This window comes from Amycolatopsis sp. NPDC049688 (assembly GCF_040674975.1).
Lineage (GTDB): Bacteria > Actinomycetota > Actinomycetes > Mycobacteriales > Pseudonocardiaceae > Amycolatopsis.
The window spans coordinates 106,540-130,082 of the sequence record NZ_JBFANY010000014.1 but is presented as its reverse complement, the minus strand read 5'-3'; the positions used below and the strand labels follow the sequence as shown (position 1 = coordinate 130,082).

Genomic DNA, 23,543 nt, shown 5'->3' with positions numbered 1-23,543 from the left:
GCCAGTCCCCTCGCTTCCCAGCCCCTTCCTGCAGGGTATCCGGCGAACCGGAGCGGATGGCGGGAGAAATGCGACAAATCAAGGACAAATGACCGTCGGAGAAAGGGGAAAGATCGTTGTGCGCGCACAATACCCGGCCACCGGCGCGCGGCGGGGCCGGCGGCCGGGCAGACTGGCCGGGTGCCCGAACTGCCCGAAGTCGAACTCGCCCGCCAGGTCCTCGCCGGTGCGCTGGACCGGCAGATCCGTGACGTCGACGACCACGACGACTGGGTCTGCCGCCCGCACGCCCCCGGGGACATCGCCACGGCGTTGCGGGGTGGCCGGCTCACCGAGGCGCACCGGCGCGGCAAGACGCTCTGGTGCGCCACGGAAACCCGGGACGGGCGGCCGGGCCCGAACCTCGGCCTGCACCTCGGGATGGCCGGGCAGCTGCGGTTCGCGGGCCGGAGCGGGCCGCCGGGGCGCGCTCGCGAACGTGCCGAAAAGCCCGAGTGGTTCCGGTTCGGGATCACTTTCGCCGACGGCGAACAGCTGCGCCTGTTCGACACGCGTCGGCTCAGCCGGGTGCGGCTCGACCCGGACCTGGACGCCCTCGGCCCCGACGCCGGCGAGATCTCGCGCCGGGACTTCGCCGACCGCGTCGGCCGCGGGCGGGCGCCGCTGAAGGCGCGGCTGCTGGACCAGTCGGTGGTGGCCGGGATCGGCAACCTGCTGGCCGACGAAACCCTGTGGCAGGCCGCGTTGAGCCCGGCCCGGCCGGTGCACGAGCTGACCGGCGACGACCTCGCGAACCTGCACAAGGCGCTGCGGAAGGCGTTGCGCGCGGCGATCCGCCACGGCGGCGTGCACACCGGCGAAATCATCGGCCACCGCCGCGCGGGCGGCCACTGCCCGCGCTGCGGGGCGGAGCTGACCCACGGCACCGTCGGCGGCCGGTCGACCTGGTGGTGCCCGAAGGAGCAGTCCTAGCCGGGGGGACCGCACGCTCGCGGGCGGTTTTTGTCGGTGGCAGCCGGTACCGTCGCGGGCATGGGAACACTGGTCACCTTCCACGCCCACCCGGACGACGAGTGCCTCCGCACCGCGGGCGTCATGCGCAAGGCCGTCGAAGAGGGGCACCGGGTCGTGCTCGTCGTCGCCACCAAGGGCGAGGTCGGCGAGGTACCCGACGGCTTCCTCGCCGAGGGCGAGAAACTGGAGGACCGCCGCGTCCAGGAGTCGTACGCGGCGGCGGAGATCCTCGGCGTCGAGCGCGTCGAGTTCCTGGGTTACCGCGACTCGGGGATGATGGGCGAGCCGACGAACGACGACCCGGCGTGCTTCTGGCGTGCCGACGTCGAAAAGGCGGCCGAGCAGCTGGCGGCGATCCTGCGCGAGGAGTCGGCGGACGTCCTCACGGTGTACGACGACAACGGCGACTACGGCCACCCGGACCACATCCAGGTCCACCGCGTCGGCATCCGCGCGGCCGAGCTGGCGGGAACCCCCCGCGTCTTCCAGGCGACGTTCAACCGCGAGTTCATGCAGCGCGGTTTCGAGGCGGCGGTGGCGGAGGGGGTGATCCCCCCGGAGGCGGCGCCGAAGCCCCCGGAGAACGTCGAGTTCGGCAAACCGGAGGCCGAGATCACCGCGGCGGTGGACGTGTCGAAGTACGCGGCGGTGAAGCGCGCGGCGATGCGGGCGCACCCGAGCCAGATCAGCGAGGACATGTTCATGCTGGCGATGCCGGACGAGGCGTTCACGTTCGCGTTCGGCACGGAGTGGTTCATCCGCGCGGGCCAGGGCCCGGGCATAACGGAAACCGACCTGATGTCCGGCCTCTGACTCCCACCCGTGGCCGGCGGCCCGGCCGGGCGACGCCCGAAGGCACAGCGCACCCAGCGTGTCGACCCTCCAATCACGCATGATGACCCTCCAATCACGCGAGATGGCTCCCCGATCACGCGAACCGACCCTTCAGGTACGCGAGCCGACCGTCCGGGTACGCGAGGTGACCGTTCCGGTACGCCGCGCCCACGTGACCGGCCCCGTCACCCGCGTGATCGGCGGGCATCACGTGTGGCTGGGCGGGTTGTGGCGTTCAATGGCCGGGAACGTCGTGGTGGAGTTCGGGAGGGCGTGTGCGCAGGACCATCGACTGGGTGGACGGGGCCGTCGTCGTCATCGATCAGACCGCGCTTCCCGGGGCCTTCCGGCTGCTCGAGCTGCGGACTGTCGGTGAGCTCGTCGATGCCGTCCGGCGGCTTGCCGTGCGCGGGGCTCCCGCGCTCGGGGCGGCCGGGGCCCTCGGCGTCGCGCTGGCGGCGCAGGCCGGCGGGGACGTCCGCCAGGACGCCGAGCTGATCGCCCACGCCCGGCCCACCGCCGTCAACCTCGCCTGGGGTGTCGCACGCGCTCTCGCGAAGCTCGACGAAGGCCCCGACGCCGTCCTCGCCGAAGCGCTGGCCCTGCTCGACGAAGACGAGCTCCTCAACGAGACCGCGTCGAAGCACGCCGCCGAGGTGGTGCTCGCCGCCTGCCCGCGGCGGCCCCTCCGGCTGCTCAGCCACTGCAATGCCGGGCGGCTCGCCACCGTCGGGTGGGGCAGCGCCCTCGGGGTCGTCTGGCACCTGCACGAACGCGGGCTCGTCGAAGAAGTCCTCGTCGACGAGACCCGGCCGCTGCTCCAGGGCGCCCGGCTGACCGCCTGGGAACTCGCGCAGGCGGACGTTCCCTACCGCGTCCAGCCCGACGGTGCCGCCGCGGCCGCGATGGCCAGGGGGCTGGTCGACTGCGTGCTCGTCGGTGCCGACCGGATCGCCGCGAACGGGGATGTCGCCAACAAGATCGGCACCTACGGCCTGGCCATCGCCGCGAAGCACCACGGGGTGCCGTTCGTCGTGGTCGCCCCATCGTCCACTGTGGACGAGAGCCTGCCCGACGGGGCCGGCATCGCCATCGAAGAACGCGATGCCGGCGAGCTCACCGAGTACGCCGGGGTGCCGATCACGCCGCCGGACGCGGGCGTCTTCAACCCCGCCTTCGACGTCACCCCGCACGACCTCATCACCGCCGTGGTCACCGAGCACGGCGTCTTCAGGGGCGCGGGCCGATCTCCCGTCCGCCGTCGGTCACCGTGATCGCCATCGCCGGGCACGAGTCCGCCGCGTCGAGGACCGTTTCGTCCGCGCCGACCGCGGACGTCAGCGTGCGCGCCTTCGCCCCGTCGAGGACGAACACCTCCGGCATCAGCGCCGCGCACATCCCCGAGCCGATGCAGACGTGCTCGTCGATTTCCACCTGCCAGCTCATGGTCACCATCCGATCGGCATCGACCGCGGCCCGCGGACGAGCATCTGCGTCTTCCACACGATATCGCCCGCCAGGTGCAGCCCCGGCAGCTCGGTGACCAACGCGCGCAGCGCCTCCTGCAGCTCCAGCCGGGCCAGCGGCGCGCCCAGGCAGTGGTGGACGCCGTGGCCGAAGCCGAGGTGGTGGGTGTCCCCGCGGTCGAACCGCAGCTTGTCCGCGTCGTCGAACTGCAGCCGGTCGCGGTTGGCCGCGCCGACCGCCACCAGCACCGGCTCGCCCGCGCGCACGACCACGCCGCCGACCTCGACGTCTTCGGTGGCGTACCGCGGGAAGCCCGCCCCCGCGCCCAGCGGCACGAACCGCAGCAGCTCCTCGACCGCGGCCGGGATCAGCTCCGGGTCGGCGCACAGGCGCTCCCACTGGGCGTGCTGGTCCAGCAGCGCGTAGACGAAGTTCGGGATCTGGCTCGCCGTGGTCTCGTGGCCGGCGACGAGGATGCCGACGCACAGGTCGACCAGCTCCAGCTCGGTCAGCCGGTCCCGGACGTCGCGGGCCTCGATCAGCGCCGTCATCAGGTCGTCCTGCGGCCGCGCGCGGTGCTCGGCGATCAGGCCGCGCATGTAGTCGCGCAGCTCTTCGCGGTTGCGCTCGAACTCCTCGGGCGTCAGCCCGCTGGTCGACAGGGCCGCGTCGCTCCACACGCGGAACCGCGGCCGGTCGGCGACCGGGACGCCGAGCAGCTCGCAGATCACCGCGACCGGGATCGGCAACGCGTAGGCGTCGACGAGATCGGCGGGCGCGCCGGCCGCCTTCATGTCCGCGATCAGGCCGGCCGCCAGCGAGGCGACGCGCGGCCGCAGCAGCTCGACCCGGCGGACGGTGAACGCCTTCGCGACCAGCGTCCGCAGCCGCGTGTGATCGGGCGGGTCCATCTGCAGGATGCCACCGTCGCGCACCACGGGCGAGCGGCGCGGAGCGTCCTTCTCCTTCTCCATCGCCCGCGAAAACCGGCGGTCGCCCAGCACCAGCCGGGCGTCGGCGTACCGGGTGGCCAGCCACGCCGGCTCCCCGTAGGTCATCTTCACCCGGACCAGGCCCTCGGCATCCCGGGCGGCCGCGTACGCCTCGTTCAGGTCGAGCCCGGCCTCCTCGTTGAAGGGGTACGAGAGCGGTTCGGTGTGCGTGGCGGTCATGCGGGAACCCCCGTGCTCCGGTTTGTAAGCAGCTGCTTACAACGCTACACAGTTTCTCCCCACCTGTCACGATCCGCCATTGCCCAGTCACCGGAACCTAGGTTACGGTGACCTAGGTGTGGATCGAGATCCTCCTGCTGGCGAAACTGGCTGCCGAGCCGAGGCACGGCTATGAACTCCGCAAGTCCGTGGAGGCGTCGACCGGCCACACCCTGTCCAACAATTCGCTCTACCCGACCCTGCGGCGGTTCGTCGACGCGGGCGCGGTGAGCCGCAGCGCCGAGGAGCAGGAGGCCAAACCGCCGCGGCACGTCTACACGATCACCGATGTCGGGCGGGAACTGCTGCGCGACCTGCTCGCGGACTTCCCCGCCGACCTGGCGCTCAACGAACCGGAGTTCCTGGCCCGCGTGGGGAACTTCGCCTGGCTCAGTCCCGCGGAACGAGCAAGGGTGCTCGAAATCCGCAAGACCGCGCTGCTCGCCGAACGACAACGGCTGAGCGGGCTCGCCGCCGGGCAGGCCGACCCGTGGAGCCGGGCCGCGCTACAGCACGTGCTCGGGAAGTTCGACGCCGAACTCCGCTGGCTCGCCGGCCTCACCACCGATCCGAGGGAAGACGCATGACCACCACCGATCAGCTGCCTCGCCTCCCCTTCGCCCGTGCCAACGCGCTCGCGATCGCCCCGGACTACGAGGTCCTCCGGCAGCGGGCGCCGGTGACCCGGGTGCTCACGCCGGCCGGCGACCCGGCCTGGCTGGTGACCTCCTACGAGGAGGCCAAGGAAGTCTTCCGCGACCGCCGCTTCGGCCGGTCGCACCCGGCGCCGGAACAGGCGTCGCGGATCTCCTACGCCGCCGTGCAGGACGGCCCGAGCGGTGACTTCGAAACCGAAGAGCACGTGCACAAGCGGATGCGGCGGATGCTCGCGCCCGCGTTCTCCGCGCCCCGGATGCGTGCCCTCGGCGACCGGATCGCCGAACTCACCGACCGCTGCCTCGACGACATGGAAGCCGCGCGCGGAGCCGGGCCCGTCGACCTGACCGACTTCCTCGCGTTCCCGCTGCCGGTGCTGGTGATCTGCGAGCTGCTCGGCGTGCCGTACGCCGACCGGGAGCACTTCCGCGGGCTGTCCGAGCGGATCGCGGTGATGGACGGCGGCGCAGACGCCCAGGCGGCGATGGCGGAGTTCATGGCCTACATGACGAAGCTGGCCGACGCCAAGCGCGCGGACCCGCAGCCCGACGTCATCTCCGACATGGTCGCGGTCCAGGCCGGCGACCCGACGTTCACCGACGAGGACCTCGCCCGGATGGGGGCCGGGCTGCTGTTCGCCGGCCACGAGACGACGTCGACGCGGATCGCGATGGGCACGCTGTTCCTGCTCACCGACACCGCCCGCCGCGACCGCTTCGCCGCCGACCCCGACGGCGAGGTGAACCAGACCGTCGAGGAGATCCTGCGGCTGACCGCGACCAGCGGCACCGGCCTGCTGCGGTACGCGCACGAGGACGTCGAAATCGGCGGCGTGCGGATCATGCGCGGCGACGCCGTGCTGATCTCCAGCGACGCGGCCAACCGGGACGCGGCCGTGTTCGCCGACCCGGACGGGTTCGACCCCGACCGGACGCCGAACGTGCACCTGGCCTTCGGCACCGGCGCCCACGTCTGCATCGGCGCCAACCTCGCCCGCACCGAGCTGCGGACGGTGTTCCCGAAGCTGTTCCGCCGCTTCCCGGGCCTGCGCCTGGCCGTCGGGCTCGACGAGATCCCGGTCCGCAGGAACCGCGTGGCCGGCGGCGTCGAGCGCGTGCCGGTGGAGTGGTGAGCGTGAAGATCACCGTCGACACCGGAAGCTGCGTCTCCTCCGGCCAGTGCGTGCTGCTCGCGCCCGAGGCGTTCGACCAGGACGAGGACGACGGCACGGTCGTCCTGCTCGCCGCCGAGCCGCCCGCCGGGGCGGAGGAGGCGGTCCGGCAGGCGGAACTGACCTGCCCGGCCGCCGCGATCCGCCTCTCCGGCGCCTAGGGTCCGCCGCGCCCGCGTCCGGTTTGCCGGTTAGCCTGCTCGGATGGGTGAGCAGCCTGGCCGCCGGCGGGACGCGGCCGCGACGCGGCAGGCGTTGCTCGACGCCGGGGCGAAGCTGTTCGCCGAGCGCGGGTTCGACCGGACGACCGTGCGGGACATCGCCGAGCTGGCCGGGGCCAACCAGGCGCTGCTCTTCCGCTACTTCGGCAGCAAGGAAGCGCTGTTCGAGGAGGTGATCGCCCGCAGCGGGCGCGAGCACCTGGAAACCCACCCGCCGGAGCGGCTGCTCAGCGCGTCGCTGCGCAGCATGCTCGAGCCGGGCGGTGACCGGAACCGGACGCTGGAGACGTACCTGCGCTCGTCCGGCAGCGGCGACGTCGGGGCGGTGCTGCGCCAGGAGATCGGCGACGAGTACGCCCGGATCCTGGCCACGCTGACCGACGCCCCGGACGCCGAGCTGCGCGCCGACCTCGCGCTGGCCTGGCTGATGGGCATCGGCGTGGTCCGCGAGCTCACCGGCAAGCAGCCCCTGGCCGGCGCCGACCCCGACGACATCGTCCGGCTCGTCGTCACCGCCGTCCGGACGCTGCTGGAGCGCGCCGAATGATCAGGGCAGCGCGCGCCGGAGCAGCTCCGCCAGGTGCACCGGGGTCCGGCCGGACTCCTGGGCGATCTGGGTCCGGCAGCTGAAGCCGTCCGACACCACGACCGTCTCCGGGGCCGCCGCGCGGATCGCCGGCAGCATCCGGTCCTCCGCGACCGCCTTCGAGACGTCGTAGTGGCCGCGCTCGAACCCGAAGTTGCCCGCCAGGCCGCAGCACCCCGAGTCCAGGGTCGTGTTGCGGACGCCCGCGGCCTTCAGCGCGGCCTCGTCGGCGCCGAAGCCCAGCACCGCGTGCTGGTGGCAGTGCACCTGCGTGATCGCGTCGACGTCGAGCGCGGCGAACGGGATCGGTGCCCGTTCCAGCAGCTCGGCGAAGGTGAACGTCCGTGACGCCAGGAGTTCCGCGCGGGCGTCGCCCGGCATGAGCGCGGGCAGGTCGCCGCGGAACAGCGCCGTGCAGCTCGGTTCCAGGCCCGCGACCTCGTAGCCGTCTTCCAGGTAAGGCGTCAGCACGGACAGCGTCCGGTCCAGGACGCGGCGGGCGACGCCGAGCTGGCCCGTCGACACCCACGTCAGTCCACAACAGACTCCGCGGTCCGGGAGCACGACGTCGTACCCGGCCGCGGTGAGCACCTCGTGGGCGGCCTGGAGCACCGAAGGGGTCAGGTAGTTGTTGAAGGAGTCCGGCCACAGCACGACCCGGCGCTCCCCTGACGCCCTCCGCCGGAGATCCGCGCGCGAGGAGGTGAAGGGGGCAGGAGCGAAGGAAGGCAGCGCACGTTCCGGCGCGATCCCGCCGAGCCGTTTCACCAAGCCCGCCAGGCGGGACCGCCCGACGGCGTTGGCCAGGCGGGGAACACGCCCGCTGAGCCGCAGCCAGAGCGGCAGCCAACCCATCGAGTAGTGCGACGCCGGGCGCAGCCGCCGCCGGTAGTGCTGGTGCAGGAACTCGGCCTTGTACGTCGCCATGTCGACGTCGACCGGGCAGTCGGAGAGACATCCCTTGCAGGACAGGCACAAATCCAGGGCTTCGTGCACTTCGGACGAACGCCAGCCGTCGGTGATGACTTCGCCGTTGATCATCTCCGCGAGCAGGTGCGCGCGGCCGCGCGTCGAGTGCTTTTCTTCGCGCGTGGCCCGGTAACTCGGGCACATCACGCCGCCGCCGCTGGTGTTGCGGCACTTCCCCACGCCGACGCAGCGCCGCATCGCCTGGCCGAAGTTGCCCCGGTCTTCGGGGTACCCCAGGAAGACCGTGTCCTCGATGGACTGCGAGGTGGACCGCACCCGCAGGTCCGCGTCGATCGGCCGCGGCGCCACCAGGATGCCCGGGTTCATCCGCCCGGCCGGGTCGAAGATCGCCTTGAACCGCGCGAAGACGTCCAGCATCTCGGGGCTGTACATGCGGGACAGCAGCTCGGAACGGGCCTGGCCGTCGCCGTGCTCGCCGGACAGCGAGCCACCGTGTGCCGCGACGAGGTCCGCGGCCTCCTCCAGGAACCGCCGGAAGTCCGCGATCCCGCCCGAAGACAGCAGGTCGAAGTCCAGCCGCAGGTGCAGGCAGCCTTCGCCGTAGTGGCCGTAGACGACGCTGCGACGGCCGTGCGCCCGCATGAGTTCCTTGAACTCGCGCAGGTACGCGCCCAGCCGTTCGGGCGGGACGGCGGCGTCCTCCCAGCCCGGCCACGCCTCCGAACCGTCGGCGAGCCGCGTCGCGAGCCCGGCGCCTTCCTCGCGGATGCGCCACAGCCGGCGCTGCGCGGCCGGGTCGTCGAGGATCGCGAAGCCGGTCAGGTCGAGCGACGCCGCCAGTGAACGGGCCCGCGCAGCCGGGTCGTCGCCGGCCAGCTCGACGAACAGCCACGCCCCGCCCGGCGGCAGGTCACCCGCGCGGCCGGGAAGCATCGCGACGAGCTCGGCGTCCACGCCTTCGACGGTCAGCGGCGACCACGGCAGGATCGACGGCACCGCGTCGGCCGCCGCGATGTCGGAGGCGAAGCCCAGCACGGCGAGCACCCGCTCGCGGGGCAGCTCGGCGAGCGAAACGGTCGCCTCCAGGACGGTCACGCAGGTGCCCTCGCTGCCGACCAGCGCCTTGGCGACGTCGAAGCCGTTCTCCGGCAACAGGTGTTCGAGCCCGTAGCCGGACACGCGACGCGGCCACGTCGAAAGTTCCTTGCGCAGCAACGCCAGGTTGTCGCGCACCAGCGCGCGCAGTTCGTCGAAGATCCGGCCTTCGGCGGGCTCGTCCGGGCCGACCCGCAGCCGGGTGCCGTCGTAGAGCAGGACTTCCAGCGAGCGGACGACGTCGGCCGTGCGCCCCCACGCCACCGAGTGCGAGCCGCACGCGTTGTTGCCGATCATCCCGCCGAGCGTGCAGCGGCTGTGCGTCGACGGGTCCGGGCCGAACCGCAGGCCGTGCGGGGCCGCGACCGCCTGCAGGTCGTCCAGGACCGTGCCGGGCAGGACGCGCGCGAGCCGCGTCCCGGGGTCCAGCGAGAGCACCCCGCCGAGGTGGCGGGAGGTGTCGATGACCAGCCCCGGACCACACGCGTTCCCGGCGACGCTCGTGCCGCCGCCGCGGGCGATCACCGGCAGGTCACGATCGCGGGCGGCCGCCACCGCGGCGACGACGTCGTCGACGGTCTCCGGCAGCACCACCCCGCGGGGCACGTGCCGGTAGTTGGACGCGTCGGTCGTGTACAGCGCGAGCGTGGCGGCGTCGGTGAGGATCTCCACGCTCCCCATTCAAGTCGACCGGGCGCCGCCGTACCTCTCCAGGCGGGTATGTACCGGGTCGCCGCGCTGCACGGGTGCCGGCGCCGGGCCGGCCGACCAGGGCGTCAGCGCGCCGGCAGGGAAGCCGGGCTGCTGTGAGATCCTCGGCCGGGTGACGATCGACCTGCACGCGCACAGCACGGCCTCCGACGGGACGACGCCGCCGGCGGAGCTGCCGCGGCTGGCCGCCGAAGCCGGGCTGACGGTGCTCGCCCTCACCGACCACGACACCTTCGCGGGCCTGGCCGAAGCCACCGCGGCCGCCGACATCGAGCTGGTCCCCGGCGTCGAGATCTCCTGCCGCCTGGACGACTTCGAGGTGCACCTGCTGGGCCTCTTCGTCGATCCGGGGTACGAGCCCCTGGCGGGCGAGCTGGAGCTGATCCGCACCGACCGGGAGCGCCGCGCGGTGCGGATGGTCGAACGCTGCCGGGAGCTGGGCGCGCCGATCTCGCTGTCGCAGGTGCGGGGGATCGCCGCCGGGGCGCCGCTGGGCCGTCCGCACATCGCCGCCGCCCTGGCCGCGGTGGGCATCACCGACGCCTTCACGCCGGAGTGGATCGCCGACGGCGGCCGGGCGGACGTCCCGAAGCACGTCCTGTCCACTGTGGACGCGGTCGCGCTGGTCCGGGCGGCCGGCGGGGTGGCGGTGCTGGCCCACCCGCGTTCGGTCAAGCGGCGGGCAGCGGTCTCGGACGCGCAGCTGGGCGCACTGGCCGAAGCCGGGCTCGCCGGGATCGAGGTGGACCACCCGGAGCAGCCTCCGGAGGTTCGCGACCGGCTGCGGGAAGTGGCGGCCGGCCTGGGGTTGCTCGCGACCGGGTCGAGCGACTTCCACGGCGACCGCAAGCCGGTCCGCCTCGGCGAGTGCACGACCGCACCCGAGGTCCTGGCCGCCCTCCGCGCCCGAGGCTAAGGAGTACGTGGCCCCGCACCAGAAGTGAGCCGGCGCTCCGCCAGCGCGGCCGCCTCCCGCAGCGGGGTGGTCGCGTGGGCCTCGGCGGCTTTCAGGAGGTCCGCGACCGTCTGCTCGATCGTCTCGACGCGGGCGAGCGCGGCCTCGTGGTCCAGGCCCTCGGCTTCCCGGGAAAGTGTGTACAGGATCCCGCCGGCGCTCGCCACGTAGTCCGGGATCCACAGGATGCCGCGGGCGGCGAGAGCGTCGGCGACGCTGTCGTCGGTGAGCTGGTTGTTGGCCGGGCCGACGACCAGCGGCGTGTCGAGGCGGGCCACCGTCTCGGGGTCGAGCACCCCGCCGACCGCCGCCGGGATCACCACGTCGGCGGTGAGGGTGAGCGCCTTCTCCGGCTCGGCCCAGGTCAGGCCCTGCTTCTCGGCTCCGGGACGCTTGGCCGGGTCGATGTCCGAGACGACGACGTCGGCGCCCGCGGCCTGGAGGCTCGCCGCCAGGTGGGCGCCGACCGAGCCGTGGCCGCTGATCACCACGCGGCGGCCCGCCATGGCCGCCGAGCCGGTCGCGGCGCGGAGCGCGGCCAGCACGCCGAGGGCGGTCGGGCCGCTGGAGGAACCGGTTCCGCCCGCGGACTCGGGCGTGCAGAACGCGTACGGCGAGGCTTCGCGCAGCACCAGCATGTCGGCCGGGCCGGTGCCCACGTCCGGGCCCGCCTGGTAGCGGCCGCCGAACTCGGCGATCAGGTCGGCGTGGTCGAGCAGGACCGCCCGGCGCTCCCCGGGCGAGAGGACGCGGCCCGGCTCGGGCGCGATGACGCTCTTGCCACCGCCGAACGCCAGCCCGGCGACGGCGCACTTCGCCGTCATGGCGGCCGACAGGCGCAGGACGTCGCCGACGGCTTCTTCGAGCGTGCGGTAGGGCTTGAAACGGCAGCCGCCCACGGCGGGACCCAGCGCGGTCGAATGGACGGCGACCATCGTGGTGATGCCGGATCGACGGCCCCGGCGGGCTACGAGCTGCTCATGTGCGGTCATGAGCGCCGAAGTTAGAGTGAAGATCGGCAGCCGGACTCGGCTGCCGAACGAAATTCGGTTCGGACGCGGAGGGCCCGGTGCTGGACGAACTTGATTCGGTGATCGTGCGGTTGCTGCAGGAAGACGCCCGGCAGACCAACCGCGACATCGCCCGGAAGGCCGGCATCGCGCCCTCGACGTGCCTCGAGCGCATCCGGCTGCTGCGCGAACGCGGCGTCATCCGCGGCTACCACGCCGACGTCGACCTGGCGAGCCTCAACCGCGGCGTCCGGGCGCTCGTCACGGCGCAGGTGCGGCCGTTGAGCCGGGCGGTGATCGATTCCTTCCAGCGGTCGATCGCCGAACTCCCGGAGGTGCTCTCGGTGTACGTCACGGCCGGAAACGACGATTTCCTGATCGAAGTCACCACCCCGGACATCGACGCGTTGCACGCTTTCCTGACCGACCGGCTCGCGTTGCGCCGGGAGATCGTCGGGTTCCGGACGTCGATCGTTTTCCGCCACCTGCGCAAGACCACGCTTGAACCGCTCCCGTAGGGGTATCCCTCTCAGGACGCGACACGCCCCCTACAGGGACCCCTGAAATACCCTGGTTCGCACGCTGAAAGGCGGAAACTGTCGGTGGCGGGGCGTCTAATGAGCACGAAGGGAAGGAGGCACCGCCATGATCACCGCATTGAACCATCGTGAGCGGGCCACGTTGAGAGCAGTGGCCGAGGGCCACGCCGAGATCAGCTGCAGCTGCGAGCCCGACCTGTTCATCGACGGCCTGAGCTGCTGCGACCAGTCCACCGTGCACCGGCTCGCGCGGCTCGGCCTGATCGCACCCGCGCGCCCCGGCAAGTGCGGCGAGCGCGTGCCCGCCCTGCTCACCGAGGCCGGCTTGCGGGCGCTGGACGAGGTCCTCGCCGTCGCCGCGTAATCACGTTGCCACACACTGGGGTTACTGTCAGCATCACCCGATGCACGTATTCCTCGAAACCGAGCGGCTGATCCTCCGCCGGTTCACCGAGAACGACGCCGACGCGCTCTTCGAGCTCTACGACGACCCGGCCGTCATGAAGTACCTCAATGGGGGACAGCCGGCCGACCGCGCCGAGATCGTCACCCTGGATCTTCCCGCGTTCCTCGGTTACTACGAGCGTTTCCCCGGTTACGGGTTCTGGGCGGCGATCGAGAAACGCACCGGCGATTTCCTGGGGTGGTTCCATTTCCGGCCGCGGCCGGACGATCCGCCGGACGAGCCCGAACTCGGCTACCGGCTGCACCGGAAGGCCTGGGGGCAGGGGTACGGCACCGAAGGCTCGGCGGCACTGCTCGCGAAGGGTTTCACCGAACTGGGGGTCACGAAGGTGACGGCGTCCACCATGACGGTGAACAAGGCCTCGCGCCGCGTGATGGAGAAGCTGGGGATGCGGTTCGTCCGCACGTACTCCGAGGAGTTCCCGGAGCACGAGCGCGCCCCGGGCAGCGAGCACGGCGAAGTCGAGTACGCCATCACCCGCGAAGAGTGGGCTGCCGCAGCCGGCTCGTGAGTGGGAAACAGTGTTAGAACACTGTTTCCCACTCACGACGGGTCAGCGGTAGACCTCGAACTCGTAGATGCGCGCCGCGCCGTTGCCGTCGTTGGCGGGCGTGGTCAGGTTGAGCTTCACGTACCGCGCCGATCGGGTGCTGATCGGGTGGTAGGTGCGGCTCGCCCGGGACCCGGACACGGACGCGACCGTCGTCCACGACGAGCCGTCGGTCGACGTCTGGATCGTGAAGGCGCCCGTGTTCCAGCCCGTGGTCTCGCCGCCGAGGCCGGCGTGCTTGACCACGAACGAGGACACGTTCTGCGCCGACCCGAGGTCGACCTGGAGGAACTTCGTCGCCGCCGTGCTGCAGAACTTGCTGTTGTTCGCAAGGCTGCCGTCGACGGCCTTGTCCGCGGTCTCGGCCGAGTTGCAGCCGGCCGAGCCTGTGGCCGACTTGCCCTGGGCCAGGTTGGTCCCGAGCTCCGGCGCGGCGGCCGGCGGCGTGAACCCGTCGTTGTACGACGGCGGGACATCAGCGGTGCCAGTGCCCCACGCGCTCGGCGACGAGCCCATCGAGTAACTCAGCGTCGACGCCCCCGCGATGTCGCCGTAGCGGATCCACGACCGGGTCGTCGAGACGCCGTTGACGCTCACGCTCTGCACGTACTGGGCGCCCTGGCCGGCGCCGCTGCCGGTGATCTGGATCGTCCCGGACGGCCGGATGATCGACGCGGACGGGAACAGCGGGCCATGCAGGGCGAGGACGTCCGCGCCCGGCGTCGCCGGGTACATCCCGAGGGCGGCGAAGACGTACCACGCCGACGTCGCGCCGAGGTCGTCGTTGCCGGGCAGGCCGCCCGCGCCGGTGGTGAACGACTCGTTCATCACGCGCCGCACCGCCGAGCTGGTGCCCTGCGGGTGGGCGGCGTAGTTGTACGCCCACGGCACGCCGTGCTCGGGCTCGTTGCCGATGTAGAAGTACGGCTGGGTGAGGCCGCCGTTGAGCTGCGTGAAGTGGTGGTCCAGGCGCTGGACGGCGGTCTGGCGGCCACCCATCAGGTTGATCACACCCTGGTAGTTGTAGGGCACCATCCACGTGTACTGCGACGGGTTGCCCTCGGTGTAGCCGCTGTTGCTCGACGGCACGACCGGCCACGCCCAGGTGCCGTCGCTCCCCCGCGGCTGGATGTAGCCCGAATCGGTGCCGAACACGTTCTGCCACCACTGGGCGCGCTGCATGTAGGTGGTGTACTTCGTGGTGTCGCCGAGCGCCTTCGCGAACTGCGCGATCGCGAAGTCCGACGCCGAGTACTCGAGCGAGTCCGACGGGTCCTCGTAGACGTAGTGCCGGCTGAGGTAGCCGCTTTCCCGGCCGCGGATGGCCTGCCCCTGTGCGGTGCCGCCGTTCGAGCTCTTGTCCATCAGGGTCAGCGCCGCCGCGGTGTCGAACCCGCGGACCCCGAAGGCGTACATGCTGCCGACGATGATCGGCCCGGGGTCACCGGTCATCACGAAGTGCTCGTTGTTGTTGTGCGACCACTTGGGCAGCAGGCCGCCCTGCTGGCCGTCCAGCACCATCGACTTCGCGATGTCGCTCGCCTCGTTCGGCGCGACCAGCCCGATCAGCGCGGCCCACGAGCGGTAGATGTCCCAGCCGGAGTAGTTCTGGTAGACGGTGTGGGACGCGGTGTGGATCGCCTGGTCGAACCCGCGGTACTGGCCGTTCGTGTCGCTGGCGATGTTCGGGTTCTGGAAGACGTGGTACAGCGCGGTGTAGAACTTCTGCAGGTCCGCGGCCGCCCCGCCGGTCACCTGGACGCGGTTGAGGACGTTGTTCCAGCTCGTGTCGGCGGCACTGCGGATCCCGGCGAAGTCGAAGCCGGGGTTCTCCGCGGCGAGGTTCGCCTGGGCGTTGGCCAGGCTGACGAACGAAATGCCGACCTTCGCCTGCACGGTCGTGTTGCTCGAGGTGTCGAAGGTGACGTACCCGCCGGAGTTCGTGCCGCTGGTGCTCGCGGAGCCGGCGCTGACGGTGCCGCCGAGCCAGGTGCCGAACCCGCTGGGCGCGCGGTCGAACTGGATGACGTAGAAGATCTGGTACGTCTTCGACGAGCCGCAGAACCCGCCGCCGGTCACCGAACCGGTTAGCTGGCTGCCGCTGATGCTGATCGACCCGCTGCGGCTGCCGGTGGCACTGCGGCTGGTGTTGACGAGCAGCCGCGCGGACGTCGTGTTGGGGTAGGTCAGCTTCATGAAGCCGGACCGCTGCGTGGCGGACAGTTCGACGGTGGTGTTGTAGTTGTCGAGCTTGTTCTTGTAGTAGCCGGGCGCGGCCGACTCGTTCGCCTTGGTGTAGCGGCCGGCGTACCCGGTCCAGCCGGTGCCCGGCGAGGTGCCGATCGCGCCGGTGATCGGCAGCAGGCCGAGGTCTTCGTTGTTGGCGCAGCCGGCGCCGTTGAAGTGGGTGAGGCTGAACTCCTCGATGCTCGTGTCGCTGTAGCGGTAACCCGACGGGGACGCGGTCGGGGTGTCCGGGCTGAACTGCACCATCCCGAACGGCACCACCGCACCGGGGTACGTGCTGCCGCCGGCGCCGCCGGGCACCGGGTTGGGCGAGTTGCTGTTGTCCGTGCCGATGAACGGATTCACGTACTGCGTGAGGGCGAGTGTCGCGGCGCCGGCGGCCGGGGCGGCGAACCCCGCCCCGAGCAGAACCGCGGCGAGCGCAGCCGCGCGAACCCGGCCGGCCGATGGTCTGGGCATGACCCTTCCTCTCCTTGTCGCACGCTTCCGCCGGGCGACAACGTTGTCGGGCGTGGTGACAACGTTGTCAGTCCGGCAACTGCCGGACTGACAACATCCAGGGATCGAAGTGGTACCGGAACTCGGTGGCACGACATGGTGCCACCGAACGACTCCCCCGCGGTAGCACCGAAAGTTTGTTGCCCGCCAAGCAATCCCGGGACCGGACCACTCAGGCCCGGTGGATCACCCAGTGGTCGCCGAGTGCGGTCGTCGTCGCTTCGCCGTTGGTCAGGTCCGCCAGCCAGCCCGCGAACACCTCGTCCTCACCCGGGGCCAGGCCGACCTCGAAGCGGGCCAGCTCGTCGAAGCGGGTCGCGTGGAGCACGTACGAAGATCCGCGCAGGTCGTTCTCCAGCCGGCCGGCGCGGTCGTAGCTGACCGCCACTTCGACCAGGCTGAGACGCCGGTGTTCTAGTACACCAACAACTTCCAGAGCGTCCGAAACGGACTGACCGTACGCCCGGATGAGCCCGCCCGCTCCCAGCAGGACCCCGCCGAAGTAGCGCGTCACCACCGCGACGGTGTCGGTGACCTCGCGGCGGCGCAGGACTTCCAGCATCGGAGTGCCCGCGGTGCCGGCCGGTTCGCCGTCGTCACTGGACCGCCGGGTTCGCCCATCCGGCCCCAGAACGAAGGCGTGACAGTGGTGTCGCGCACCAGGATCCGCGCGTCGGCGGGCCGCGATGAACTCGCGCGCAGCCGCTTCCGACGTCACCGGAGCGAGCGCGCAGAGGAACCGCGAGCGCTTGATCTCGATCTCGTGGACGCCTTCCCGAGCCACGGAGAGATAACGATCAGTCATCGGGCCAGTCCGCCATGCCCCCAGCTTCCCACCCCGGCGAGGGCGTCCGGCAGCCGCCCCAGACCACTTCGGACGGACGTTTTCGCAGGTCAGCGACATAGCAGCCCGCTCTACGGGAGATCCAGCCCGGCATATGGGACTACCCCCGGCCCCGTCAACGGAAGCGTGGCATTTCCCACCCGGGCGCAACGACGTATGTCGATAACAGCGAATTCACACTATCGTCATAAGACCCGGCGAACCCGGGAGTAACACCGCGCGCTCCGGACGGCCCCCACCACAGTGGCCGGCTTGTGCGCGCTCGCAGCACCCGACATGTTCGGCTGCCCAGTGTCGTGCGGCCTCCCAGATGATCGCGCCCGGTTTCCGAGCATCGGCGCTCGGCCGGTCCCTCGCGGCATCTTGCACTTCGAACAGAGCAACTGTTCTCGACTGACCATCGCGGTCCCGGACCACTTCGTTAACCGGTTCAGCCCGAACCACTCGATGAGGTGAGTACCGGTCGCGCCGACGCCTTGGGAGGCGGCCAGCCGTGACCCACCGTGCCAGTTCCCTGTCCCCGTCCGGGGAGCAGCTCAGCAACGCCGAGGCCGAAGGCCTGTACCGGAGCGACTACGAACACGACGCCTGCGGTGTCGCCTTCGTCGCGGACCTGACCGGGCGCCGAGATCATGCGATCGTCGCCAAGGCCCTGGTCGCGTTGCGCAACCTGGAACACCGCGGGGCTCGTGGCGCCGAACCGGACACCGGCGACGGCGCCGGCCTGCTGATCCAGGTCCCGGACGAGTTCTACCGCGAGGTCGTGGACTTCGAGCTCCCCGAGCCGGGCACCTACGCCGTCGGCACGGCTTTCCTGCCGCAGGACGAAAAGCGCCGCGGCCGGGCCATGACGACCATCGAGCGGATCGCCGCCGAGGAGGACATGCGCGTCCTCGGCTGGCGCGAGCTGCCGGTGCACACCGAGCACTGCGGGCCGACCGCGGCCGAGACCATGCCGCACTTCACGCAGCTGTTCCTCGCCGCGCGCCGCCCGAAGCCGGAGCACTCGGACCCGCTGCACATCGAGCGCAGCGCGTTCTGCGTCCGCAAGCGCGCCGAGCACGAGCTCGTCGAGGACGACGTGTACTTCCCGTCGCTGTCCTCGCGCACGATCGTCTACAAAGGAATGCTCACCGAGCCGCAGGTCGAGCGGTTCTTCGCCGACCTCACCGACGAGCGGGTCACCAGCGCCATCGGCCTGGTGCACTCCCGCTTCTCCACCAACACGTTCCCGTCGTGGCCCCTGGCCCACCCGTACCGGTACGTGGCGCACAACGGCGAGATCAACACCCTGCGCGGCAACCGCAACTGGATGGACGCCCGCGAAGCGCTGCTGGAGACCGACCTGGTCCCCGGCGACCTCAAGCGGATCTACCCGGTGATCACCCGCGGCGCCAGCGACTCGGCGTCCTTCGACGAGGTCCTCGAACTGCTGCACCTCGGCGGCCGCTCGCTGCCCCACGCGGTCCTGATGATGATCCCGGAGGCCTGGGAGAACCACCAGGAAATGGACCCCGCGCGGCGCGCGTTCTACGAGTTCCACTCGACGCTGATGGAACCGTGGGACGGCCCGGCGCTGGTCGCCTTCACCGACGGCAGCCAGATCGGCGCGGTGCTCGACCGCAACGGCCTGCGCCCCGGCCGGTACTGGGTGACCGACGACGGCCTCGTCGTGCTCGCCTCCGAGGTCGGCGTGCTCGACATCGACCCGGCGACGATCGTCCGGAAGGGACGCCTCGAGCCCGGCCGGATGTTCCTGGTGGACACCGTCGCAGGCCGGATCATCGAGGACGAAGAGGTCAAAACCGAACTGGCCACCGCGCACCCGTACGACGAGTGGGTCGAGGCCGGTCTCGTGCACCTGGACGACCTGCCCGAGCGCGACCGCGAGGTCCCGCTGCACGCCGCGCTCGTGCGCCGCCAGCAGGCGTTCGGCTACACCGAGGAGGAGCTCGAAGCCATCCTCGAGCCGATGGCCCGCACCGGCGCGGAGCCGATCGGCTCGATGGGCAACGACTCGCCGCTCGCACCCCTGTCGAGCCGGCCACGGCTGATCTTCGACTACTTCATCCAGCTGTTCGCGCAGGTCACGAACCCGCCGCTGGACGCCATCCGCGAGGAGCTCGTCACCGCGCTCGGCACCCAGATCGGCGCCGAGCCGAACCTCCTGGAGGGCAACGCGGCCAGCTGCCGCCGGATCGTGCTGCCGTTCCCGGTGCTCGACAACGACCAGTTCGCCAAGCTGGTGCACGTCAACGACGACGGCGACCTGCCGGAGTTCCAGGCGGTCACCGTGCTCGGCCGGTACAACGTGCACGGCGGCGGCGACGCGCTGATCAAGCGGCTCGACGAGATCCGCGCCGAGGTTTCGGAGGCGATCGAGGACGGCGCCCGGCTGATCGTGCTGTCCGACCGCGGCGTGGACGAGCACCACGCGCCGATCCCCTCGCTGCTGCTGACCGGGGCGGTGCACCACCACCTCGTCCGCGAGAAGACCCGCACGCAGGTCGGCCTCATCGTCGAGGCGGGCGACGCGCGCGAGGTGCACCACATCGCGCTGCTGATCGGATACGGCGTCGCCGCGGTGAACCCATACCTGGCGATGGCGACGGTCGAGGAAATGGCCCACCAGGGCCTGATCCCGGGTGTGACGCCGAAGCAGGCGACGCAGAACCTGATCAAGGCGCTCGGCAAGGGCGTCCGCAAGACGATGTCGAAGATGGGCGTTTCGACCGTCGCCTCCTACACCGGCGCGCAGATCTTCGAAGCGATCGGGCTCGGCGAAGAGGTCATCGAGAACTGCTTCACCGGCACGACGTCCCGCCTCGGCGGCGTCGGCTTCGACACGCTCGCCGACGAGGTCGCGAAGCGGCACAAGTACGCGTTCCCGGCCGACGGGTTCCACGCGCCGCACCGCGAGCTGGAGACCGGCGCCGACTACCAGTGGCGGCGCGAAGGCGAGCCGCACCTGTTCAACCCGCAGACGGTGTTCAAGCTCCAGCACTCCACGCGGGCCGGGAAGTACGAGGTCTTCAAGGAGTACACGAAGGCCGTCGACGACCAGGCCGAGAAGCTGCTGACGCTGCGCGGGCTGTTCGACTTCAAGTACGGCCAGCGGCCGCCGGTGCCGATCGAGGAGGTCGAGCCGGTCTCGTCGATCGTCAAGCGGTTCGCCACCGGCGCGATCTCCTACGGCTCGATCTCCATGGAGATGCACCAGACCCTCGCCATCGCGATGAACCGCCTCGGCGGGAAGTCCAACACCGGCGAGGGTGGCGAAGACGCCGAGCGGCTCTACGACCCGGAGCGGCGCTCCGCCGTCAAGCAGGTCGCTTCGGGGCGCTTCGGCGTCACGAGCGAGTACCTCGTCAACGCCGACGACATCCAGATCAAGATGGCGCAGGGCGCGAAGCCCGGCGAGGGCGGGCAGCTGCCCGGCGCGAAGGTGTACCCGTGGATCGCGAAGACGCGGTTCTCGACGCCGGGCGTCGGGCTCATCTCCCCGCCGCCGCACCACGACATCTATTCGATCGAGGACCTCGCCCAGCTGATCCACGACCTCAAGAACGCCAACCCGAACGCGCGCATCCACGTCAAACTCGTGTCCGAGGTCGGCGTCGGCACGGTCGCCGCGGGCGTGTCCAAGGCGCACGCTGACGTCGTGCTCATCTCGGGCCACGACGGCGGGACCGGTGCGTCACCGCTGTCGTCGATCAAGCACGCGGGCGGCCCGTGGGAGCTCGGCCTGGCCGAGACGCAGCAGACGCTGCTGGCCAACCGGCTGCGCGACCGGATCGTGGTGCAGACCGACGGCCAGCTCAAGACCGGCCGGGACGTCATCATCGCGGCGCTGCTCGGCGCCGAGGAGTTCGGCTTCGCGACCGCGCCGCTGGTGGTGTCGGGCTGCATCATGATGCGCGTCTGCCACCTCGACACGTGCCCGGTGGGTGTCGCGACGCAGAACCCGAAGCTGCGCGAGAAGTTCAGCGGCAAGGCCGAGTACGTCGTCAACTTCTTCGAGTTCATCGCCCAGGAAGTGCGCGAGTACCTGGCGGCGCTGGGCTTCCGGTCGATCGCCGAGGCCGTCGGGCACGCCGAGTTCCTCGACAAGCGCAAGGCGATCGAGCACTGGAAGGCGTCCGGGCTCGACCTGTCGCCGATCTTCCACGTGCCGGACATGGCCCCCGCGGGCCTGCGGCTGCAGCAGACGCTGCAGGACCACGGCCTGGAGAAGGCCCTGGACAACACGCTGATCCAGCTCGCCGAGGGCGCGTTGAACTCCGGGGACAAGGTGCGGCTGGAACTGCCGGTGCGCAACGTCAACCGGACCGTCGGCACCATGCTCGGGTCCGAGCTGACCAGGCGGTGGGGCGGCGAAGGCCTGCCCGACGACACCATCGACGTCACCTTCACCGGTACCGCGGGCCAGTCCTTCGGCGCGTTCGTGCCGAAGGGCATCACGCTGCGGCTCTACGGCGACGGCAACGACTACGTCGGCAAGGGCCTCTCCGGCGGACGGCTGATCGTGCGGCCGCCGCGGGACGCGCAGTACGTCGCCGAAGAGCAGATCATCGCCGGCAACGTCATCGCCTACGGCGCCACGAGCGGCGAGATCTTCATCCGCGGCAAGGTCGGCGAGCGGTTCTGCGTGCGCAACTCCGGCGCGCTGGCCGTCGTCGAAGGCGTCGGCGACCACGGCGGCGAGTACATGACCGGCGGCCGGATGGTCGTGCTCGGCCCGATCGGGCGCAACTTCGCGGCCGGCATGTCCGGTGGCATCGCCTACGTGCTGGACCTGCCCGCGCACCGCGTCAACCCGGAGATGGTCGACCTCGACCCGCTCGACTCCGAGGACGCGGACTTCCTCCGCGAGACGCTGGAAAAGCACTACAACGAAACGGAATCCGCGGTCGCGCGGGAACTGCTGGCCGACTGGGACGCGGGCGTCGACCGCTTCGGGAAGGTCATGCCGAAGGACTACAAGCGCGTGCTCGCGGCGCAGGTGCAGGCGGAACGGGACGGGCGCGACGTGAACGAGGCGATCATGGAGGCCGCACATGGCTGACCCCAAGGGCTTTCTGACCACCACCCGCGAAGAGCCGAAGCGGCGTCCGGTCGACCTCCGGCTGATGGACTGGCGAGAGGTCTACGAAGACTTCGCCACGACGAAGCTGCAGAAGCAGGCCGGCCGCTGCATGGACTGCGGCATCCCGTTCTGCCACCAGGGCTGCCCGCTCGGGAACCTCATCCCCGAGTGGAACACGCTGACCTGGCGCGAGGACTGGCAGCAGGCCATCGAACGGCTCCACGCGACCAACAACTTCCCGGAGTTCACCGGGACGCTGTGCCCGGCACCGTGTGAAACCGCGTGCGTGCTCGGGATCAACGACGATCCCGTGACGATCAAGCGGGTCGAGATCTCGATCATCGACCGGGCCTTCGACGAGGGCTGGGTGACGCCCCAGGTACCTACTTCGAAGACGGGCAAGAAGGTCGCGGTCGTCGGGTCCGGCCCGTCGGGTCTTGCCGCGGCGCAGCAGCTGACGCGCGCGGGCCACAGCGTCGTGGTCCTCGAGCGGGCCGACAAGATCGGCGGGCTGCTGCGCTACGGCATCCCCGAGTTCAAGATGGAGAAGTCCCGCCTCGACCGGCGGCTCGACCAGATGCGCGCCGAGGGGACGGAGTTCCGGACGTCGGTGAACGTCGGCGTGGACCTGCCGGTGTCCGAGCTTTTGGCCTACGACGCCGTGGTGCTGGCCGGTGGCGCCACCGACTGGCGCGACCTGCCGATCCCCGGCCGGGAGCTGGACGGCATCCACCAGGCGATGGAGTTCCTGCCGCCGGCCAACCGGGTGGCTTCCGGCGAGCTCGACGTCTCCCCCTTCGACGCGAAGGGCCTCGACGTCGTGGTCATCGGCGGCGGCGACACGGGCGCGGACTGCGTCGGGACGTCGCACCGCCAGGGCGCGCGTTCGGTCACGCAGCTGGAGATCATGCCCAAGCCGCCGGAGTCCCGTTCGGACGCCCACCCCTGGCCGACGTACCCGATGATCTACCGGGTGTCCTCGGCGCACGAAGAGGGCGGCGAACGGCTGTACGCGGTGAACACACAGAAGTTCCTGGGTGACGCGGACGGCCGGGTGCGGGCGCTGAAGCTGGTCGAGGTCCGCAACGAGGGCGGCAAGTTCGTCCCGGTGCCGGGCACCGAACGCGAGCTGCCCGCCCAGCTCGTCCTGCTGGCCATGGGTTTCCTCGGGCCGCAGAAGCAGGGCCTGCTCGAGGACCTCGGCGTCGAGCTGGACGCGCGCGGCAACGTGGCCCGCGACAAGGCGTTCAAGACCAGCCTGGACAACGTGTTCGTGGCCGGCGACATGGGCCGCGGCCAGTCGCTGATCGTCTGGGCGATCGCGGAAGGCCGGTCGGCGGCGGCGGGCGTCGACGCGTACCTGACCGGCCGCGACGTCCTGCCCCGCCCGATCGCGCCGACGGACCGGCCGATCGCCTAGGACACAGCGCCGGCGGGGGTGTCACCGTCGC

The 23,543-nt window shown here is 71.1% G+C and carries 19 protein-coding genes; 13 read left to right on the top strand and 6 right to left on the bottom strand.

Annotation, left to right across the window (positions count from 1 at the left end; genetic code table 11):
• Positions 1-180: 180 nt before the first annotated feature.
• The 3 genes from AB0J55_RS34165 to mtnA all read left to right on the top strand — a co-directional run bounded on the left by AB0J55_RS34165 (position 181) and on the right by mtnA (position 3,122).
• On the top strand, positions 181-972 hold the full coding sequence (locus AB0J55_RS34165) for a DNA-formamidopyrimidine glycosylase family protein (protein WP_364258056.1): 792 nt from the start codon (positions 181-183) through the stop codon (positions 970-972).
• Positions 973-1,032: 60 nt separating this feature from the next.
• A complete protein-coding gene (locus AB0J55_RS34160) occupies positions 1,033-1,827 on the top strand; it encodes a PIG-L family deacetylase (protein ID WP_364258053.1) in 795 nt (264 codons plus the stop codon).
• A gap of 296 nt (positions 1,828-2,123) precedes the next feature.
• Entirely contained in the window at positions 2,124-3,122 is a 999-nt protein-coding gene (mtnA, locus tag AB0J55_RS34155; protein WP_364258051.1) for an S-methyl-5-thioribose-1-phosphate isomerase, read from the top strand.
• Here the strand turns inward: mtnA and AB0J55_RS34150 are convergent.
• Both AB0J55_RS34150 and AB0J55_RS34145 read right to left on the bottom strand, forming a co-directional pair.
• Positions 3,079-3,294, bottom strand: coding sequence for a ferredoxin (locus tag AB0J55_RS34150; protein ID WP_364258049.1), 216 nt, complete (start codon positions 3,292-3,294; stop codon positions 3,079-3,081). The genes mtnA and AB0J55_RS34150 overlap by 44 nt on opposite strands.
• Positions 3,295-3,296: 2 nt before the next feature.
• The gene (locus tag AB0J55_RS34145) at positions 3,297-4,487 is read right to left on the bottom strand and encodes a cytochrome P450 (RefSeq protein WP_364258046.1); all 1,191 of its coding nucleotides are present in this window, start codon (positions 4,485-4,487) and stop codon (positions 3,297-3,299) included.
• A 116-nt stretch (positions 4,488-4,603) separates the two neighbouring features.
• On the opposite strand from AB0J55_RS34145, the gene AB0J55_RS34140 reads away from it, so the two are divergent.
• The 4 genes from AB0J55_RS34140 to AB0J55_RS34125 are packed head-to-tail and all read left to right on the top strand — an operon-like array spanning position 4,604 to position 7,122.
• Positions 4,604-5,113, top strand: coding sequence for a PadR family transcriptional regulator (locus AB0J55_RS34140; protein WP_364258043.1), 510 nt, complete (start codon positions 4,604-4,606; stop codon positions 5,111-5,113).
• On the top strand, positions 5,110-6,315 hold the full coding sequence (locus AB0J55_RS34135; protein ID WP_364258040.1) for a cytochrome P450: 1,206 nt from the start codon (positions 5,110-5,112) through the stop codon (positions 6,313-6,315). The genes AB0J55_RS34140 and AB0J55_RS34135 overlap by 4 nt, the downstream gene beginning before the upstream one ends.
• 2 nt (positions 6,316-6,317) lie before the next feature.
• Positions 6,318-6,515, top strand: coding sequence for a ferredoxin (locus AB0J55_RS34130; protein WP_364258037.1), 198 nt, complete (start codon positions 6,318-6,320; stop codon positions 6,513-6,515).
• Between the two features lie 43 nt (positions 6,516-6,558).
• Positions 6,559-7,122 (top strand): TetR family transcriptional regulator, encoded by a 564-nt coding sequence (locus tag AB0J55_RS34125; RefSeq protein WP_364258034.1) that lies wholly within the window; start codon positions 6,559-6,561, stop codon positions 7,120-7,122.
• On the opposite strand, the gene AB0J55_RS34120 is transcribed toward AB0J55_RS34125, so the two are convergent.
• Positions 7,123-9,858 (bottom strand): FAD-binding and (Fe-S)-binding domain-containing protein, encoded by a 2,736-nt coding sequence (locus AB0J55_RS34120; RefSeq protein ID WP_364258031.1) that lies wholly within the window; start codon positions 9,856-9,858, stop codon positions 7,123-7,125.
• Between the two features lie 151 nt (positions 9,859-10,009).
• On the opposite strand from AB0J55_RS34120, the gene AB0J55_RS34115 reads away from it, so the two are divergent.
• On the top strand, positions 10,010-10,813 hold the full coding sequence (locus tag AB0J55_RS34115) for a PHP domain-containing protein (protein WP_364258028.1): 804 nt from the start codon (positions 10,010-10,012) through the stop codon (positions 10,811-10,813).
• Here AB0J55_RS34115 and AB0J55_RS34110 read toward each other — a convergent pair.
• Positions 10,810-11,844 carry a Glu/Leu/Phe/Val dehydrogenase dimerization domain-containing protein gene (locus AB0J55_RS34110; protein WP_364258025.1) on the bottom strand — a complete coding sequence of 345 codons (1,035 nt, stop codon included), beginning with the start codon at positions 11,842-11,844 and terminating at the stop codon, positions 10,810-10,812. The two genes, AB0J55_RS34115 and AB0J55_RS34110, sit on opposite strands and share 4 nt — an antisense overlap.
• Positions 11,845-11,924: 80 nt before the next feature.
• Here AB0J55_RS34110 and AB0J55_RS34105 point away from each other — a divergent pair, with 80 nt between their 5' ends.
• The 3 genes from AB0J55_RS34105 (at position 11,925) to AB0J55_RS34095 (ending at position 13,378) form a co-directional block, all read left to right on the top strand.
• Complete coding sequence (locus AB0J55_RS34105; RefSeq protein WP_364258368.1) at positions 11,925-12,380, top strand: Lrp/AsnC family transcriptional regulator; 456 nt, start codon at positions 11,925-11,927, stop codon at positions 12,378-12,380.
• Between the two features lie 127 nt (positions 12,381-12,507).
• On the top strand, positions 12,508-12,765 hold the full coding sequence (locus AB0J55_RS34100) for a hypothetical protein (RefSeq protein WP_364258022.1): 258 nt from the start codon (positions 12,508-12,510) through the stop codon (positions 12,763-12,765).
• A gap of 40 nt (positions 12,766-12,805) precedes the next feature.
• Complete coding sequence (locus AB0J55_RS34095) at positions 12,806-13,378, top strand: GNAT family N-acetyltransferase (protein WP_364258019.1); 573 nt, start codon at positions 12,806-12,808, stop codon at positions 13,376-13,378.
• A gap of 42 nt (positions 13,379-13,420) precedes the next feature.
• On the opposite strand, the gene AB0J55_RS34090 is transcribed toward AB0J55_RS34095, so the two are convergent.
• Both AB0J55_RS34090 and AB0J55_RS34085 read right to left on the bottom strand, forming a co-directional pair.
• Entirely contained in the window at positions 13,421-16,123 is a 2,703-nt protein-coding gene (locus AB0J55_RS34090; RefSeq protein WP_364258016.1) for a GH92 family glycosyl hydrolase, read from the bottom strand.
• Positions 16,124-16,334: 211 nt separating this feature from the next.
• Positions 16,335-16,967 carry a YigZ family protein gene (locus AB0J55_RS34085; protein WP_364258013.1) on the bottom strand — a complete coding sequence of 211 codons (633 nt, stop codon included), beginning with the start codon at positions 16,965-16,967 and terminating at the stop codon, positions 16,335-16,337.
• Positions 16,968-17,499: 532 nt separating this feature from the next.
• On the opposite strand from AB0J55_RS34085, the gene gltB reads away from it, so the two are divergent.
• Together gltB and AB0J55_RS34075 are read left to right on the top strand one after the other, a co-directional pair.
• Positions 17,500-22,071 carry a glutamate synthase large subunit gene (gltB, locus tag AB0J55_RS34080; protein WP_364258010.1) on the top strand — a complete coding sequence of 1,524 codons (4,572 nt, stop codon included), beginning with the start codon at positions 17,500-17,502 and terminating at the stop codon, positions 22,069-22,071.
• The gene (locus tag AB0J55_RS34075; protein WP_364258007.1) at positions 22,064-23,512 is read left to right on the top strand and encodes a glutamate synthase subunit beta; all 1,449 of its coding nucleotides are present in this window, start codon (positions 22,064-22,066) and stop codon (positions 23,510-23,512) included. Before gltB ends, AB0J55_RS34075 begins: the two co-directional genes overlap by 8 nt.
• Positions 23,513-23,543: the final 31 nt, after the last annotated feature.

Bases quoted from the DNA above. Each gene is read 5' to 3' on its own strand.
- AB0J55_RS34160 (WP_364258053.1), top strand. From the start codon at position 1,033: ATGGGAACACTGGTCACCTTCCACGCCCACCCGGACGACGAGTGCCTC.
- AB0J55_RS34150 (WP_364258049.1), bottom strand. From the start codon at position 3,294: ATGAGCTGGCAGGTGGAAATCGACGAGCACGTCTGCATCGGCTCGGGG.
- AB0J55_RS34145 (WP_364258046.1), bottom strand. From the start codon at position 4,487: ATGACCGCCACGCACACCGAACCGCTCTCGTACCCCTTCAACGAGGAG.
- AB0J55_RS34135 (WP_364258040.1), top strand. From the start codon at position 5,110: ATGACCACCACCGATCAGCTGCCTCGCCTCCCCTTCGCCCGTGCCAAC.
- AB0J55_RS34125 (WP_364258034.1), top strand. From the start codon at position 6,559: ATGGGTGAGCAGCCTGGCCGCCGGCGGGACGCGGCCGCGACGCGGCAG.
- AB0J55_RS34110 (WP_364258025.1), bottom strand. From the start codon at position 11,844: ATGACCGCACATGAGCAGCTCGTAGCCCGCCGGGGCCGTCGATCCGGC.
- AB0J55_RS34100 (WP_364258022.1), top strand. From the start codon at position 12,508: ATGATCACCGCATTGAACCATCGTGAGCGGGCCACGTTGAGAGCAGTG.
- AB0J55_RS34095 (WP_364258019.1), top strand. From the start codon at position 12,806: ATGCACGTATTCCTCGAAACCGAGCGGCTGATCCTCCGCCGGTTCACC.
- AB0J55_RS34090 (WP_364258016.1), bottom strand. From the start codon at position 16,123: ATGCCCAGACCATCGGCCGGCCGGGTTCGCGCGGCTGCGCTCGCCGCG.
- AB0J55_RS34085 (WP_364258013.1), bottom strand. From the start codon at position 16,967: ATGACTGATCGTTATCTCTCCGTGGCTCGGGAAGGCGTCCACGAGATC.
- AB0J55_RS34075 (WP_364258007.1), top strand. From the start codon at position 22,064: ATGGCTGACCCCAAGGGCTTTCTGACCACCACCCGCGAAGAGCCGAAG.